This window comes from Salinicola sp. CR57 (genome assembly GCF_003206585.1).
GTDB lineage: Bacteria > Pseudomonadota > Gammaproteobacteria > Pseudomonadales > Halomonadaceae > Salinicola > Salinicola lusitanus.
On record NZ_PZJL01000001.1, the window covers coordinates 508,359 to 524,895 of the forward strand.

Genomic DNA, 16,537 nt, shown 5'->3' on the forward strand with positions numbered 1-16,537 from the left:
GGCTCCCACCTCGAAGCGAGGCCGCAGTTGCAGTAAAGTCGTTGCCGATTCAGAGGCCTTGCCGTTTCGGAGATTCGTATGCCCAGCGCCGGTTCCCCTTCCACGCCCCGCGGCCTCGCCCGCCTGCCGGACTTCCTGCGCCTGACCCGGCTCGACAAGCCGATCGGCACCTGGCTGCTGATGTGGCCGACGCTGTGGGCGCTGTGGCTCGCCGCCGGCGGCCTGCCGGATCGCGCCAACCTGATCATCTTCGTGCTCGGCGTCTATCTGATGCGCGCCGCCGGCTGCGTGGTCAACGACTACGCCGACCGCAAGATCGACGGCCACGTCAAGCGCACCCGGGAGCGCCCGCTGGCCACCGGACGCATCCGCGAGCAGGAAGCCAAGCTCCTGTTCGCGGCGCTGGTGGCGGCGTCCTTCGTGCTGGTCTGCTTCACCAACCTGGCCACGGTGCTGCTCTCCTTCGTCGGCGTGGCGCTGGCCGCGCTCTACCCCTTCATGAAGCGCTACACCCACCTGCCCCAGGTGGTGCTGGGCATGGCATTCTCGTGGAGCATCCCGATGGCGTTCATGGCGGTGAGCCGCAGCCTGCCGCTGGAGGCGTGGCTGCTGCTGCTCGCCAACGTCGCCTGGACCGTGGCCTACGACACCCAATATGCCATGGTCGATCGCGACGACGACATCAAGATCGGGGTCAAGTCCACCGCGCGCCTGTTCGGCCGCGCCGACAAGCTGATCATCGGCCTGCTGCAGCTGCTGACCCTGGCGCTGCTGGCCTGGGTCGGAGCGCGGCTGGCACTGGGTGGGTTCTTCTGGCTGGGGCTGGCAGCGATGGCGGCGACCTTCGTCTATCAGCAGTGGCTGATCCGGGAGCGCGAGCGCGGCCCCTGCTTCCAGGCCTTCCTCAACAACTTCTGGTCGGGACTCTTGCTGTTCGCCGGGCTGGTCCTGGCGCTGTGGCCGCCGGTCTGAAGGACGCGATTGTCGTAACTGTCATATCGATGTCATATTCTCACGATGTAATCGTCACCGTTCTGTCACGGCCGGTCGCTACGTCCGATGGCGTCATCGACGCCACGCAACAAAGCGAACCGGCGGCTCACTCGAGGCACTACGCATGAGCTCCAAGACCGTACTCATCGTTGACGATGAAGCATCTATCCGCGAAATGATCGCCGTTGCCCTGGAAATGGCCGATTATCGCGTGCTGGAAGCCGACAACGCCCAGACCGGCCACGCCATGGCGCTGGACCAGAAACCCGACCTGATGCTGCTCGACTGGATGATGCCCGGCACCAGCGGCATCGAGCTCGCGCGTCGGCTGAAGCGCGAGGAGGCTACCGCCGAGATGCCGATCATCCTGCTCACCGCCAAGGGTGAAGAGGACAACAAGGTCCAGGGGCTGGAGGCGGGCGCCGACGACTACATCACCAAGCCCTTTTCGCCGCGCGAGCTGGTGGCCCGACTCAAGGCGGTACTGCGCCGGGCCACGCCGCCGGGTATCGAGGAGGCGGTCGAGGTCGAGGGGCTGCGGCTCGACCCCTCCAGCCACCGCGTCACCTCCCATGGTGGCGCCCTGGAGATCGGCCCGACCGAGTATCGTCTGCTGCAGTTCTTCATGACCCACCAGGAACGTGCCTACACCCGCAGCCAGTTGCTGGATCAGGTCTGGGGCGGCAACGTCTACGTGGAAGAGCGTACCGTCGATGTGCATATCCGCCGGCTGCGCAAATCCCTCGGCGAAGCGCACCAGCATCTGGTCCAGACCGTGCGCGGCACCGGCTACCGCTTTTCGGTCAGGGAGTAAGTCAGGACGTGCGCTACTGGATCAACGAACTGTGGCGCCTCGGCTACATGCTGTTCGGGCTCGGCGCCATGGGACTGTTGCTCGGCAAGCTGGGCGGCGACCTGCTCGCCGGGCTGGGCTGGGGGCTAGCGGCTGGCCTGGGGCTCTATGTCTTCCTCCACCTGTGCCACGTGCGCATGCTCTATGTCTGGCTGCTGAAGAATCCCCGCGAGGCGCCACCACCCGGCACCGGAGTCTGGGGCGACCTGTTCGATCGCCTGTATCACTATCAGAAAGCCCAGACCCAGCTGCAGCAACGACTGCGCGATATTCTGCGGCGCATCCAGGACTCCTGCGAGGCGATGCGCGACAGCGTGGTGATGCTGGATCCCAATGGCGACCTGGAGTGGTGGAACAGCGCCGCCGGCGACATGCTCGGCCTGCAGCCCGATCACGACCGCGGTCAGCCGATCACCAACTTCCTGCGCGATCCCCGTTTCATCGCCTACTTCGAGACGGGCGACTATCGCGAGCCGCTACTGATTCCCTCCCCGGTCCAGGCCAATCGTACCCTGCAGTTCCATCTCACCCTGTTCGGCGACAACGAACGCCTGCTGATGGCGCGGGACGTGTCCCGGCTGCATCAGCTGGAGATGATGCGCCGCGACTTCGTCGCCAACGTCTCCCATGAGCTGCGCACGCCACTGACGGTGCTGGCCGGTTATCTCGAAACCTACTCGGACCACGCCGACCAGTTGCCCCAGCGCTGGCAGCGCGGGTTCGGCCAGATGCAGGCGCAGACCATGCGCATGCAGCACCTGGTCGAGGATCTGCTGCTGCTGTCGCGGCTCGAGATCGATAGCCCCGACGACGACCGCGATACGCTGGACGTGACGACGCTGCTCCACGATATCGTCGCCGATGCCCGGGAGTTGAGCGCACAACACCACCAGTTGTCGATAGAAGCCGACGAGTCGCGACGGCTGCTGGCGAACACCAAGGAGATACGCAGTGCCGTCTCCAACCTGGTCTTCAACGCCGTTCGCTACACACCGGAAGGCAGCACCATCACCCTGCGCTGGAAGCCTTGGCACGACGGCGCCGCCATCGAAGTGGAAGACAACGGCGAGGGTTTCGATCCCGTCCATATTCCGCGACTGACCGAGCGCTTCTATCGCGTCGACAAGGGCCGCAGCGCCGCCACCGGCGGCACGGGGCTGGGCCTGGCCATCGTCAAGCACGTGCTGCTGCGCCACGACGCCAGCCTGGAAATCGTCAGCCGCCCGGGGCTCGGCGCGCGCTTCCGCTGCGTGTTCCCCGCTACGCGACTGGTCGGCGCTGACACAGGGTCGGCGCCATCCCCCTGAACGAGGCCGTCGCTACCCACGGCGGACGCCCCTCCACCCATGCCGGCACGATCGCCGAACCGCGTCGGGCAACGCACGGCGTGCCACGGCCAGACCAGACCAGACCAGACCAGACCAAGCGCATCACACCGAAATCGTAGGAATCGATCTCTCAATCTTGATTAGAGGCTGCCGATAAAGTGGGCGGATTATTAGTTTAATCCTCCATATGAATCGGCAGGTAGCTAGGAAAGGGACGGTTTTCGCGATGACGATGCGGCAAAAACTCTGGATCACGGTGGGACTGATGTGGTTCGGCATGCTGGTGTTGGTGGGCTGGATGGCCCTGGAGAAGCGCGAGACACTGATGGCCGAGCGCGTCAGCAGTCTCAAGAGCTTCGTGACCAGCGCCCAGACACTGGTCGAGCGTTATGTCGAACGCGCCAACGATAGCGAGTTCTCCGAACAAGCCGCCAAGGATTTCGCGCGCAGGAACCTGTCGGCCCTGGATCTCGACGGCAGCTATGTCTACGCCTTCGACAGCAACATCCATCTGGTCTATCACCCCAAGCGCGAAATCGGCACGGACATGAGCGGTTTCCGCGACGACAACGGCATCTATTTCTATCGCGAGCTCAAGGCGCTGGCGGACTCCCCCGACGATGGCACCCTGGAGTACACCTCCACCAACGCCGATGGCCAGGACATATCGCGCCTCAACTACGTGCGCTACGTCCCCGAGTGGGACTGGTATCTCGCCGCCAACGTCTATATCAGCGACATCCAGCAGGCGTTCTGGGCCGGCGTGTTGAAGATGAGCCTGATCGCCGGTGCCATCGGCATCATCATCACGCTGATCATGGGCTGGATCATCCGCAACGTGCTGGGCGACCTGGGAGGCGACCCGCGCCAGGCGCGAGACGCGATCCAAGGCATGGCCGAGGGCGATCTCACCACCGCGCTGAAGATCGGCGCCGGCGACCGCCACAGCCTGCTCGCAGCCATCGAGGGCATGCGGATTCACCTGGCCGAATCGATGACCAACGTTCGCCACGCCTCGACCACCATCACCGTCGGCGTGGGCCAGATCCACAGCGGCAACCAGGATCTGGCGGCGCGAACCGAACAGCAGGCGGCATCCGTCGGCGAGACGGCCTCCAGCATGGAGGAACTGACCCAGACCGTACGCCAGAATGCCGACAACGCCCGCCAGGCGAGCGGTCTGGCCGGTGAGGCCCGCGCCACCGCCGCGGAGGGCGGCGAGATGATGGATCAGGTCGTCTCGACTATGCAGGGCATCACCGACAGCTCGCGCCGGGTCACCGAGATCGTCGGCGTGATCGACTCGATCGCCTTCCAGACCAATATCCTGGCGCTCAACGCCTCGGTGGAAGCCGCCCGGGCCGGCGAGCAGGGCCGGGGATTCGCGGTCGTCGCCAATGAAGTCCGCACCCTGGCCAGCCGCAGCGCCGAGGCCTCCCGCGAGATCCGCGAGCTGATCGATGCCTCGAATCGCAAGATCGGCGCCGGTTCCGAGATCGTCGGGCAGGCCGGCGAGACCATTCGTCGTGCCGTGGATTCGGTGGCCCGCATGACCGATCTGATCGAGGAGATCTCGATCGCTTCCGGCGAACAGTCCAACGGTATCGACCAGGTCAACGAGGCCGTCGTGCAGATGGATCACGTCACCCAGCAGAACGCCTCACTGGTGCAGCAGGCATCGGCCGCCGCCGCCACGCTCAATGCGCAGGTGGCGACACTGGAGCGGGCACTGGCCGGGTTCAAGATCCCCGATGTCGAATACGATGAGATGGTATCGCGCTATCGCTCGCCGTCACCCTCGACCCCGGCGCCGATATTGGCGGCGGCCTCCTCGCCGGGTGGCAAGAGCGCGACACGCTCTACACCGAGCGATAACGACGATTGGGAGTCGTTCTAGAGCGCCCTCTCGGCTCGGTCCCGTCTCCCATCCGCGTGTCTTCCGCTACCGGCTCGGGTTATGGTGGCGGCATCCCGCGATACGGAGTGCCGAAAGGTGATATCGATCCCCGCCTCTCTCTGGTGGTGCCGACGACTCGGCGCCACCGTCTTCATGCTGCTGCTGTCGAGCGTCGTGGTCGAAACACGCGCCGATGCGGTGCCGGTCACCTTCCCCGACAGCGTCCAGCAGGGCTCGATGGTGATCGGACGCGTGCCGCCCGGCAGTCAGGTCACCGTGGCGGGACACGATCTCCGGGTTACCGGCTATGGCACCGTGGTCTTCGGTGTCGGCCGCGATGCCAGTGGTCGTCAGACGGTGTCGATCACCACACCGGATGGTCGCCAGCAGAGCGCGGCGGTCGCGATCACGCCCCGGGACTGGCCGATCGAACGCATTGACGGCGTGCCGCCCAGGACCGTCTCGCCGCCACCGGAGATCGCCGCCCGCATTGCCCGCGAGCAGGCCGCCGTCAGCGCCGAGCGAAAGCGCAACGACGACCGAGTGGGGTTCGCCCAGACCTTCGTCTGGCCGGTGGAGGGGCGCATCAGCGGGCGTTTCGGCAACCAGCGCATCTACAACGGCACGCCGGGATCGGCGCACTCGGGCATGGACATCGCCGCCGCCGAGGGCACGCCGGTCAAGGCCCCGGCGAGCGGCGTGATCACCTTTGCCGACGATCTCTATCTGACCGGCGGTACGGTGCTGCTCGACCACGGTTATGGCATCAGCTCCAACTTCCTGCATCTGTCGCGGATCGACGTGAAGGTCGGCGATCGCGTCGAGCAGGGCGACGTGATCGGTGCAGTGGGGGCGACCGGGCGCGCCACCGGGCCCCACCTGCACTGGGGCATGAACTGGTTCGATACCCGGATCGATCCGCTGCTGGTACTCGAACGAACTCGGTAGGCGCTGGACTCAGCCGGCCTCTCTCTTCCAATAGCCTGTCACCAAGTGCTGCCCCTTCTGCAGCCCGAACTCCTGTTTAAGACGCTTGCGCAGGCGTTGGCTGACATCGGCTTCACCGGCGAACCAGACGAACAGATCGTCGCGGGTATCGGGCATCGCCTCGACCACTGCCGAGGCAAGCTGCTCGCTCGGCGCGTGACCGCGACAGCGGTGCCGCCAACTGATGCGGCAGTGATCGGCGACCGGCAGTTCCAGCTCGTCCACCGGCGATTCGACCTCCAGCCACGCCTCGACCTGCGCGCTCGCCGGCAATGTCTCCAGCAACCGCGCGATGGCGGGAATGGCCGTCTCGTCGCCGGCCAGCAGGTAGTGGGATGCGTCGGCGACGCCCCGGCCGTAGGGACCAGCCATGCCACAGATGTCGCCCGGTTTGGCTCGGCGGGCGAAATCGCCTCCCGGCCCCGGGGCTTCGTGTAGCAGAAAATCGATATCCACCTCGCCGCTGACGACGTCCAGGCGGCGAATGGTGTAGTAGCGAATCTCGGCCCGTCGATCTTCCGGCGGCCATTGGGTACCACCTTCCGCGGTGGGTCGGGGCCACTGGGGGCGATCGATGCCGACCGGGGGGAAATGCAGCCGCACGTGCCACTCTTGCGGATGATCGAAGCGCGCCAGGTTTTCGCCACTCAGAGTCAAACGACGGATGCTGGGGCTAAGCTCCTCGACCCGGGTCACCCGCATCTCGCGAAAATTGGCGAAGGTCGGTGCCGCCACCACGTCTCCATGCCAGTGCAGCGGCAGGGCGTTCTCGCCAGCGAACAGCGAGACGTAGTGCTCGATGATGCCGCGCAGCGTCTCCAATCCATCTCTCGCGTCGGCCTCCGCCTCGAGGTGAAGGCCGACCCGGCTCACCGAGAAACGCGCTTCGCCGCCCGGCAGGTCGATCGCCACCTGGCGCTCGTCGCTGCGATAGGCCACATCGTACTCATCCAGAAACGATATCAGGCGCAATCGAAAATCATTCACATCGGTAAGCGTCAGCGTGGCGTCGCAGCGTTGTGCAGTCATGGTATCGGATCGTCGCGAGGGTGGATCGATGAGCGGAGCCGGCAGGACGCCAGCGCGATCAGCGTATCAGAAAAGGCGCTACGGGGGGAATCCTTGCCAAAGCGGGTACCAACGCAAGATGCCCCCGAGGTGGGGGCATCCTGAAACGGCCTACCATCGAGACATCGGCCCGATGATCAGGCAGTCGCTTCGGCGTAGCGACGGTTGACTTCATCCCAGTTGATGACGTCGAAGAACGCCGCGATATAGTCCGGACGCTTGTTCTGGTACTTCAGATAGTAGGCGTGTTCCCAGACGTCCAGTCCCAGGATCGGCGTCAGGCCTTCCATCAGCGGGCTGTCCTGGTTGAGGGTGTTGATGACCTTGAGCTTCTTCTCGGGTGTCACCACCAGCCATGCCCAGCCGCTGCCGAAACGACCGGTTGCCGCCTTCTTGAACTCTTCCTGGAAGGTCTCGTAGCCGCCCAGCTCGCTGCTGATGGCCTCGCCCACCTTGCCAGTCGGCTCGCCACCGCCATCCTTGGACATCACGGTCCAGAACAGGGAGTGGTTGGCGTGGCCGCCACCATTGTTGATGACAGCCTGGCGCTTGTCCTGCGGCACCTTGTCGATATCGGCCATCAGCTTGTCGACCGGCACCTCTTCGAGCCCGGTGCCTTCCAGCGCGGCGTTGAGGTTGTTGACGTAAGTCTGATGGTGACGAGAGTGGTGAATCTCCATCGTCATCGCGTCGATCTTGGGTTCCAGCGCGTCATAGGCGTAGGGTAGCGACGGTAAGCTATGAGCCATGATCAAAACTCCCTTTCATGAGGAGGCATTGCCCGACGTGGGCGCCTCTCGGGTGAATCAAAATAGTGAGCAACGCGTCGCGGTGTCAAGCGAGCCCGATCTTCGCACAGCGTTGCCACGATAAAATATCACTTTGATTTCAAAAAGATTTTCCGAAGGCTGGGCGAAACCGATTTCACCACTTCGGCAAATCTCCCTGCCGTTCAGTCTAGATGGCGTGTCCCGGAGCGGCTTTCAACCCCATCCACCATTTTTCTTGTCGACCCAGGCCTCGTTGGCGCGCGCCTGTCGTGCGCCATCAGCGGGTGGCCGGCACCATGGAGCGGTAGTAGCGATCCCATAGCATGACGCCACCGGCAACGCCGCCGGGCAACAGAATCAGATTGAGCACCGGCACCCAGGTCGCCACCGACATGCAAGCGCCGTAGGTCAACGTCGGCCACCAGCGCCCGCGCAGCCGACGGCGCATGTCGGTGAAGCTGACCTGATTGTTGTCCATCGGGTAATCGAGATACTGGACGGCCATCATCCAGGCCGAGAACGCCGCCCACAGAAAGGGGGTGATCAGGTTCAGCCCCGGCACGAACCCCAGCAGGAACAGCACCGCCATGCGCGGCAGGATATAGCCCAGCTTGACCAGTTCCCGCCCCAGCGCATCGACGCCGGTCTTGATCCAGCCGAGCTCGTCGCTGGGCGGCCGCCCGGTGACCCGGGTTTCCACCTTTTCGGCCAGGAAGCCGTAGAACGGCGCCGCGATCAGGTTGGAGACCAGGGTGAAAGTGAAGAAGACGATCAGCGCCAGGGCAACCACCAGCAGCGGCCAGATCAGCCACTCGAGCCAGGTCAGCCAGCCCGGCACCTGGCGCATGCCGTAGTCGAGCCAGCCGCCGAAGTTGCCGATCAGATAGTAGATGGTGCCGCCATACAGCAGCAGGTTGACCAGAATCGGACCGATCACGAAGCGACGCAGCCCGGGTTCGAACACCAGGCGCGTGCCTTGGATAATCGCTTGAAGGGGATAGATCATGCTGAATCCGTCGACCAGACAAAGTGTTGCGTGATCGACACGCTAACACACTCCCTGCGGCGCGGCGTCAATCCTGACCCCGCATGCCCTCCAGCCGGCGAGCGACGGGCCCCAGGCGAGGTCTGAGAACTCCGCCCCTTGCCGATACGGCGTCAACGATCGACTGGGCGCACCAATCCGGTCCTCTCTGTCGCCGATCCTGCGCTGCGCCCACGAATGAGGCGGGAAGCACATCGAACTGCAGGGTATGGGCCCAGGATCGGTCTGCGCCCGTCGGCTTTTCAGCCAGGCCTAGCGCTTGTCGCTTCGGCCCAGGGCTTCCCGATCGAGTTCGTCCACCGAGGTATGGCGGATATCGCGCCCCTTCACCAGATAGATGACGTGCTCGGCGAGGTTGTCGGCGTGATCGCCGATGCGCTCGAGCGCGCGCAGTACCGTCATGACGCTGAGCACGCCACCGATGGAGCGAGGGTCTTCCATCATGAAGGTCGCCAGCGATCGCATGGCCGTGGTGTACTCGCTATCCACCGACGCGTCTTCCTGAACCACCTTCAGTGCCAGTTCGGTATCGAAGCGGGCGAAGGCGGTCAGGGAATCGCGCAACATGCTGCGCACGTGTTCGCTGATGTGACGAATCTCCACGCTGCCCTGGGGGATGCGCCCCGACTCGATCAGATCGATGGCGTTGCGCGCGATCTTGTTGGCTTCGTCGCCCATCCGCTCGAGATCATTGGTAGCCCGAATGACCGCGATCACCAGGCGCAGATCGGAAGCTGCCGGCTGGCGACGCGCCAGAATCCGCACGCACTCCTCGTCGATCTTGAGCTGCATGTCGTTGACGCTGGTGTCGTTGTCGCGCACCCGAATCGCCAGTTGGCTGTCGCCATCCAACAGTGCATCCAGTGCTTCCTGGAGCTGCTTCTCGACCAGCCCTCCCATGGCCATCAGTTGGGTCTTGATGGTCTCGAGATCCTGATTGTACTGCTGCGAGATGTGCTGACTGTGGGTATCGCTGGTGATATCCATGCGTGACTCCGACGGCTTGTCTTGGGGGCGTTGACGTATCTGGCACTATGACTGGGCAGTTGAGCCTGCCAGCAAGGATCTGTCTTCGATGGCCTGAACGCGACAGGCGTAGAGACACCTATAGCCGCGATCATCGCACGGAATTGTTGCAACTTCGTGACGATGACAGATTCACAGCGGGGTCAGTTTGGCGAATCCCAGTACCAACCACTTGTCGCCCTCGCCCTCGAAACTGACATGCACCCGAGCCCGAGCCCCTTCACCCTCGGCATCGAGGATCACACCCTCGCCGAACAGCGGATGGCTGACGCGCTGGCCGAGCGACAGCGATGGCAGATCGTCGCCGCCTTCAACGCCCTGCTGACGCGCCGGCCCCACGCTGGGCCGGGAGGTCACCGGTCGCGATACCTGGCCGCGCAGGCGCACCTCCTCGAGCAGCTCCTCGGGGACTTCCCGCAAGAACCGCGAGGGTCGCGCCATGGTCTCGCGCCCATGCAGGCGGCGAATCTCGGCGTAGGTGAGGTAGAGCTTGCGCATGGCACGGGTCATGCCCACGTAGCAGAGCCGGCGCTCCTCCTCGAGGCGCCCCGGTTCTTCCAGCGACATCTTGTGCGGGAACAACCCCTCTTCGATACCGGCCACGAACACCACCGGGAACTCCAGACCCTTGGCCGAGTGCAGCGTCATCATCTGGACGCAATCCTCGAACTCGTCGGCTTCGTGATCGCCGGCATTGAGTGCCGCCTCGGCCAGGAACGGCTCCAGCGCCGCGGCGCCTTCGCCCACCTCCTGCAGGTCGATCGGATTGGCCTGGGCGCTCTGCGAGAACGCTCGGGCCGCGTTGATCAGCTCCTCGAGGTTCTCGACCCGTGCCTGGCCTTTCTCGCCCTTCTCGCTGCGGTGATGCTCGATTAGCCCGGAGACCTGAATGACGTGACCGATGATCTCGTAGAGCGCCATGCCGGCGGTGTCGTTGTCGAGGCGCTCGATCAGCTCGGCGAAGGCGTTGATCGCATTCCCGGCCCGCCCCTTGAGCGTGCCGTCGCTCAGGCTGTCGTGCAGTGCCTGCCACAGCGACACGCTGGTGTCGCGGGCGCGGCCACGCAGGATCTCCACCGTGCGCGTGCCGATCCCGCGGGGCGGCACGTTGATCACCCGTTCCAGCGAGGCGTCGTCCTCGCGATTGAGCAGCAGCCGCAGATAGGCCAGCGCGTTCTTGATCTCGAGCCGTTCATAGAAGCGCTGGCCACCGTAGATGCGATACGGCACGCCGCTGCGGATCAGCGCCTCCTCGATCACCCGCGACTGGGCGTTGGAGCGGTAGAGAATCGCCATCTCGCGGCGCGCGAAGCCGTTGCGGCCCTGCTCGCCGATGGTATCGACGATGAAACGAGCCTCGTCGAGATCGTTGAAGCCGGCATAGACCGAGATCTTCTCCCCGGTCTCGCCGTCGGTCCACAGCTCCTTGCCCATGCGCCCGCTGTTCTGGCTGATCAGCGCATTGGCGGCATCCAGAATCACACTGGTGGAGCGGTAGTTCTGCTCCAGGCGCACGGTCCGGGTATTGGCGAACTCGCTCTCGAAACGACGGATGTTCTCGACCTTGGCCCCGCGCCAGCCGTAGATCGACTGATCGTCGTCGCCGACCACGATCATGGCCGCACGATCGGCATCGCTTCCCCCATTGCCATCGGCGCCGGCCAGCAGCTTGAGCCAGGCGTACTGCAGGGTATTGGTGTCCTGGAACTCGTCGACCAGAATATGGCCGAAGCGTTCGCGATAGTGCTTGAGCAGCGCCGGCGTATCGCGCAGCAGCTCCAGGCTGCGCAGCAGCAGCTCGCCGAAGTCGACCAGTCCGCCCCGCTCGCAGGTCAGTTGATAGAGCTCGTAGAGCTCGACCATCTTGGCCATGTAGGGATCGCCGTGGGTCGCCACCTGCTGCGGGCGCAGTCCCTCCTCCTTGCAGCCGCCGATGAAATACTGCACCTGCTTGGGCGGATAGCGCTCGTCGTCGACGTTGTGATCCCGCAGCAGGCGCTTGACCAACCGCAGCTGGTCGTCGCTGTCGATGATCTGGAAATGCTGGGGCAACCGCGCGTCATGCCAGTGCGTGCGCAGCAGGCGATGAGCAATGGAGTGGAAGGTACCGACCCACATGTTGCGCAGCGACGCGCCCTGCAGCGCCTCGAGACGCGTGCGCATCTCGCGGGCCGCCTTGTTGGTGAAGGTCACCGCCAGAATCGCGTAGGGGGAGACGCCTTCCGCCTGCATCAACCAAGCGATGCGATGCACCAGAACCCGGGTCTTGCCCGAACCGGCACCGGCCAGCACCAGCATATTGCCGGGCGGCGCGGCGACGGCCTCGCGCTGGTTGGCGTTGAGGGAGTCGATTAGTGCCGAGACATCATCCATTGGGAACCGTGCGGGGCCTGCTGCTTGAAATAGAGAAGAGCGCGCCAGCTTAACATAGCCGGTGCGCTCCACCTGACACGACGCCCGCCACGGCTGAGTGGCGAGGGGCGATCAGCGCTTCTGCGACGTGGCGGCGTCTTCGGCGGCAGCCCGGATCGCCGCGTCCTGGGGACGCGTGGGCGCAGACGATGCTCCGGCACCGGCGGCACCGGTCGCCGAGGAGGAGGCGGAAGATTTCGCCGCCGCGCCGGAGGCCGTGGGAGCCGTCGCCGACGGCGTCTCCCGGGGAGCCGACGAAGCCGCCGACACCTTCTCCTTGTCGGCAGTCGGCGTATCGGACGCCTCGTCGCCGGCAGGCCGGTCCTGGGTGATTGCCTCGGGCTTGGGCGGCGGCTCGATCACCGTCTCGTGGTGCATGTCGGCGAGCTTCTCGGCGCCCTTGGCGACGTGGTGATACATCTCGCGATAATCCTCGACCATACGGGTCATGGTCGCGGAGACCTGTTCGAAATGCTCGCGGACGTCCTCCTTGTAGGCGGTGTGTTCGCGGTTGAGTTCGCGCATCGGCTCGGTGTTGTGGCCCCCCATCTTGGTACCCAGCCAGTAACCGACCAATACGCCAACGGCGCCCACCGCCACGACGATCGCGATCCAGGGCCCTACGCCAATGCTCTCCATAAATCAGCCGCCTCTTGTGATTGAAAAACAATTCCAGTGTATGAAAGACAAATACCATCGGTCCTTGCCGCACCATGATTGAAGACAGATCGCACGGCGTGATGGTTCAATGCCCAACCTTATCTCAGCACCTAACCATAGTTCAGCCTCGCTCGGCCAGCCGCTCGCGACTCGCCGGCTCCCATTTCGGTTTACGCTCACCGTCGCTCCAAGGCGGCCTGAAGCCGGTCGTGACGTTTTACGCTTGCCTTTCGCTCGTAGCTCGTAGCTCGTAGCTCGTAGCTCGTAGCTCGTAGCTCGTAGCTCGGATCAGTGAAAATCCCGGCTGCGCGTACTCAACCCCTCCAGCAGACCGGTGAGGTCAGCCAGGTGCCGGGCGATCACATGACGGACACCCTCCTGGCTCTCCAGCTTGCCGGTCACCCGCAGCAGACGGGATTCGAGCAAGATACGGCGATAGCGCTCGGCAAGCCGCGGCCAGACCACGACATTGATCATGCCGAACTCGTCCTCGAGGGTCAGGAATGTCACCCCCTTGGCCGAGCCCGGGCGCTGGCGCCCGACCACCAGCCCGGCGATCGCCACGCCGACATCACCGGACAGGTCGGCGAGGCGCTTCGAATCCACCACGCCGCCGAGACCACGGGGGCCACCCGAGCGGCAGTGCTGGCGCAGTAGCGCCAGCGGGTGCGGCCCCAGGGTAGTGCCGAGCGTGGCGTAATCCGCCTTGATGGCCTCGCCGATCTCGATGGCCGGCAGCGTGAGGGGTTCCTCTTCGCTATCGACTCCGGAAAACAGTGGCAGCGAAGCCTCGATCCCGGCCGCGGCCCAGCGCGCCCGATGGCGATCACCCGCCAGCCCTTCCAGCGCGCCGGCATCGGCGAGCCGTGACAAGACCGCCCGCTTGACCCCGGACCTCGCCGCCAGGCGCTCGACGCTGTCGCAGCCGGGCGTGTCGCGCGCCGCCAGCAGGCGTTGGCCGTCGCTCTCGGCCAAGCCCTTGATCATGTGAAGCCCGAGCCGGATCGCCAGCGCGCCGGTGGTCGCGGGGGTGCTCTCGTCCGCCGGCTCCAGCGTGCTCTCCCACTGGCTCTGGCGGATGTCGACCGGGCGCACCTCGACGCCGTGGCGGCGAGCGTCCTGCAGCACCTGATCCGGCGAATAGAAGCCCATCGGCCAGCTGTTGATCAGGGCGCAGGCGAAGATCGCCTGCTCGTGACACTTGAACCAGCAGCTGGCATAGGTGAGCAGGGCGAAGCTGGCAGCGTGGGATTCAGGGAAGCCGTAGCTGCCGAAGCCCTTGATCTGCTCGAAGATGCGCTCGGCGAACTCTCTGGCGTAGCCACGTTCCAGCATGCCGTCGACGATCCGTTGGCGATGAGGCTCGAGCCCCCCGTGGCGTTTCCAGGCTGCCATCGAACGGCGCAGCTGGTCGGCCTCGCCAGGACTGTAGCCCGCGGCCTCCACCGCCAGCGCCATCACCTGTTCCTGAAACAGCGGTACGCCCAGGGTACGCTCGAAGACCTGCTCGAACGCCTGCGAGGGGTAGGTGATCGGCTCCTCGCCGCTGCGCCGCTTGAGATAGGGGTGCACCATGTCGCCCTGGATCGGCCCGGGGCGCACGATCGCCACCTCGATCACCAGATCGTAGAACTTGGCCGGCCTGAGCCGGGGCAGCATCGCCATCTGTGCGCGGGATTCGATCTGGAACACGCCCAGGGTGTCGGCGCGCTGGATCATGGCGTAGGTCTCGTTGCACTCCTTGGGAATCGTCGCCAGCTCGTAGTCGAGTCCGCGATGCCGGCGCAGCAGATCCAGGCTTCGTCGCAGCACCGTCAGCATGCCCAGCGAGAGCACGTCGACCTTGAGCAGGCCGACCAGGTCGAGATCGTCCTTGTCCCACTGGATCACGGTGCGTTCCGGCATGGCGGCGTTTTCCACCGGCACCAGCGTCTGCAGCGGCGCATCCGAGATCACGAAGCCCCCCGGATGCTGGGAGAGATGGCGCGGAAAACCGATGAGCGTGCCGGCCAGCACCAGCAGCCGCTGCAGCGCTGGTTCGTCGGGCTCGAACCCCTGCTCGCGCAGCCGCGCCGGATCGGGAATGTGATCGGTCCAGCGCCCGGCACAGCGGGCGAGTCGATCGATCCGCTCCGGCGCGAAACCCAGTGCCCGCCCGATATCCCGAATCGCGCCGGCGGCATGGTAATGGCTGACCACCGCGGTCAGCGCCGCCCGATGCCGTCCGTAGCGGCGAAAGACGTACTGGATCACCTCCTCCCGCCGTTCATGTTCGAAATCGACATCGATATCCGGTGGCTCGTCGCGCTCGCGGGAGATGAAACGTTCGAACAGCAGCGCCGTGCGCGACGGATCGATCTCGGTAATCCCCAGCGCGAAACAGACCGCCGAGTTGGCCGCCGAGCCGCGCCCCTGGCACAGGATGTGCTGGCGCCGCGCGAAGTCGACGATGTCGTGCACGGTCAGGAAATAGTGCTCGTAGCCGAGCTCTTCGATCAGCGCGAGTTCGTGGTCGATCTGCCCTGCCGTCTTCTCGGGCACCCCATCCGGCCATCGCCGCCGGCACCCTTCCGAGGTCAGTTCGCGCAGCCATTCGGCCGGGGTCTTGCCGTCCGGTACCACCTCATGGGGGTAGGTGTACTCGAGCTCGCCGAGATCGAAGCGGCAGCGCGACGCCAGTGTGACGCTTTCGGCCATCAACGCGGCGGGATAGATCGCGGACAGCGCGTCACGCGTACGCAGATGGCGCTCGCCGTTGGCGAACAGGGTATCTCCGGCCTCGAATACGCTCTGGTGGTGGCGAATGGCGGTGAGACAATCCTGCAGCGCCCGCCGGCCACGGGCGTGCATGTGGACGTCTCCCGTCGCCACTACCGGAATGCCCAGCGACTCGGCCAGGGCCTGCAACTGGGCCAGGCGCGCCGCGTTGTCGCAGCCCTGCTCGAAGCCGTAGTGCAGCTCCACCGCCAGCCACAGCCGGTCGGGAAAGATATTGGCCAATCGCTTCCCGACATAGGGATCCGGTACCGCGCCGGGAATCCACAGCGCGAACAGGCCGTCACCGCCATCGAGTCCCTCGAGATCCAATGCGAGCAGCCGGTACTCGCCCTTGGGAGCACGGCCACGAACGCGGGTAATCAATCCGCAGAGCGCTTCGTAACCCCGCCGATTCTCCACCAGCAGCACCAGCTTGATGCCGCACTCGGTACGAAACTCGGCTCCGACGATCAGGTCGATGCCGTACTCACGCGCCGCCTGCCAGCCGCGCACGATGCCGGCCAGCGTGGCTTCGTCGGTGATCGCCAGGGCCCGATAGCCGTGCCGCGCCGCCCGCTCGAACAGTTCATCCGCAGTGGAAGCACCGCGCTGGAAGCTGAATGCGGAAAGGCAGTGCAGCTCGGCGTAGGGTTTTCCTAAGGCGCCCGAACCCGCGCCGATTCTACAGGCGCCCAAATCTTCGCCTACCGACTCACGGGCGTCCGAAGCGGCAGCGTCGGG

Annotated in this window: 12 protein-coding genes; 5 read left to right on the top strand and 7 right to left on the bottom strand. The window is 65.0% G+C overall.

Annotation, left to right across the window (positions count from 1 at the left end; genetic code table 11):
* The first annotated feature begins 78 nt into the window (after window positions 1-78).
* The 5 genes from ubiA to DOM56_RS02390 all read left to right on the top strand — a co-directional run bounded on the left by ubiA (window position 79) and on the right by DOM56_RS02390 (window position 6,019).
* The gene (gene ubiA / locus DOM56_RS02370) at window positions 79-972 is read left to right on the top strand and encodes a 4-hydroxybenzoate octaprenyltransferase (RefSeq protein WP_110707312.1); all 894 of its coding nucleotides are present in this window, start codon (window positions 79-81) and stop codon (window positions 970-972) included.
* A gap of 145 nt (window positions 973-1,117) precedes the next feature.
* Window positions 1,118-1,807, top strand: coding sequence for a phosphate regulon transcriptional regulator PhoB (gene phoB / locus DOM56_RS02375; protein WP_110601779.1), 690 nt, complete (start codon window positions 1,118-1,120; stop codon window positions 1,805-1,807).
* A gap of 8 nt (window positions 1,808-1,815) precedes the next feature.
* Complete coding sequence (phoR, locus tag DOM56_RS02380) at window positions 1,816-3,153, top strand: phosphate regulon sensor histidine kinase PhoR (protein ID WP_110707313.1); 1,338 nt, start codon at window positions 1,816-1,818, stop codon at window positions 3,151-3,153.
* Between the two features lie 247 nt (window positions 3,154-3,400).
* The gene (locus tag DOM56_RS02385) at window positions 3,401-5,071 is read left to right on the top strand and encodes a methyl-accepting chemotaxis protein (protein ID WP_232822139.1); all 1,671 of its coding nucleotides are present in this window, start codon (window positions 3,401-3,403) and stop codon (window positions 5,069-5,071) included.
* 96 nt (window positions 5,072-5,167) lie between these two features.
* Window positions 5,168-6,019: a M23 family metallopeptidase gene (locus DOM56_RS02390; protein WP_232822140.1), complete on the top strand. Its 852-nt coding sequence runs from the start codon at window positions 5,168-5,170 to the stop codon at window positions 6,017-6,019.
* 9 nt (window positions 6,020-6,028) lie between these two features.
* On the opposite strand, the gene DOM56_RS02395 is transcribed toward DOM56_RS02390, so the two are convergent.
* The 7 genes from DOM56_RS02395 to DOM56_RS02425 form a co-directional block, all read right to left on the bottom strand.
* Window positions 6,029-7,087, bottom strand: coding sequence for a siderophore-interacting protein (locus DOM56_RS02395; RefSeq protein ID WP_110707314.1), 1,059 nt, complete (start codon window positions 7,085-7,087; stop codon window positions 6,029-6,031).
* 176 nt (window positions 7,088-7,263) lie between these two features.
* Entirely contained in the window at window positions 7,264-7,875 is a 612-nt protein-coding gene (locus tag DOM56_RS02400) for a superoxide dismutase (RefSeq protein ID WP_110707315.1), read from the bottom strand.
* Window positions 7,876-8,173: 298 nt separating this feature from the next.
* Window positions 8,174-8,902, bottom strand: a complete 729-nt coding sequence (cysZ, locus tag DOM56_RS02405) for a sulfate transporter CysZ (RefSeq protein ID WP_110707316.1) — start codon at window positions 8,900-8,902, stop codon at window positions 8,174-8,176.
* A 291-nt stretch (window positions 8,903-9,193) separates the two neighbouring features.
* The gene (phoU, locus tag DOM56_RS02410) at window positions 9,194-9,928 is read right to left on the bottom strand and encodes a phosphate signaling complex protein PhoU (protein ID WP_110601770.1); all 735 of its coding nucleotides are present in this window, start codon (window positions 9,926-9,928) and stop codon (window positions 9,194-9,196) included.
* Between the two features lie 171 nt (window positions 9,929-10,099).
* Complete coding sequence (gene uvrD / locus DOM56_RS02415) at window positions 10,100-12,340, bottom strand: DNA helicase II (protein WP_110707317.1); 2,241 nt, start codon at window positions 12,338-12,340, stop codon at window positions 10,100-10,102.
* A 111-nt stretch (window positions 12,341-12,451) separates the two neighbouring features.
* Window positions 12,452-13,018, bottom strand: coding sequence for a DUF1043 family protein (locus DOM56_RS02420; RefSeq protein WP_110707318.1), 567 nt, complete (start codon window positions 13,016-13,018; stop codon window positions 12,452-12,454).
* A gap of 309 nt (window positions 13,019-13,327) precedes the next feature.
* On the bottom strand, window positions 13,328-16,537 hold a 3,210-nt coding region (locus DOM56_RS02425), incomplete at its 5' end, for an error-prone DNA polymerase (protein ID WP_348627086.1).

Excerpts from the sequence above, each read along its gene's own strand:
- ubiA (WP_110707312.1), top strand. The coding sequence starts at position 79 with ATGCCCAGCGCCGGTTCCCCTTCCACGCCCCGCGGCCTCGCCCGCCTG.
- phoB (WP_110601779.1), top strand. The coding sequence starts at position 1,118 with ATGAGCTCCAAGACCGTACTCATCGTTGACGATGAAGCATCTATCCGC.
- DOM56_RS02385 (WP_232822139.1), top strand. The coding sequence starts at position 3,401 with ATGACGATGCGGCAAAAACTCTGGATCACGGTGGGACTGATGTGGTTC.
- DOM56_RS02395 (WP_110707314.1), bottom strand. The coding sequence starts at position 7,087 with ATGACTGCACAACGCTGCGACGCCACGCTGACGCTTACCGATGTGAAT.
- DOM56_RS02400 (WP_110707315.1), bottom strand. The coding sequence starts at position 7,875 with ATGGCTCATAGCTTACCGTCGCTACCCTACGCCTATGACGCGCTGGAA.
- cysZ (WP_110707316.1), bottom strand. The coding sequence starts at position 8,902 with ATGATCTATCCCCTTCAAGCGATTATCCAAGGCACGCGCCTGGTGTTC.
- phoU (WP_110601770.1), bottom strand. The coding sequence starts at position 9,928 with ATGGATATCACCAGCGATACCCACAGTCAGCACATCTCGCAGCAGTAC.
- uvrD (WP_110707317.1), bottom strand. The coding sequence starts at position 12,340 with ATGGATGATGTCTCGGCACTAATCGACTCCCTCAACGCCAACCAGCGC.
- DOM56_RS02420 (WP_110707318.1), bottom strand. The coding sequence starts at position 13,018 with ATGGAGAGCATTGGCGTAGGGCCCTGGATCGCGATCGTCGTGGCGGTG.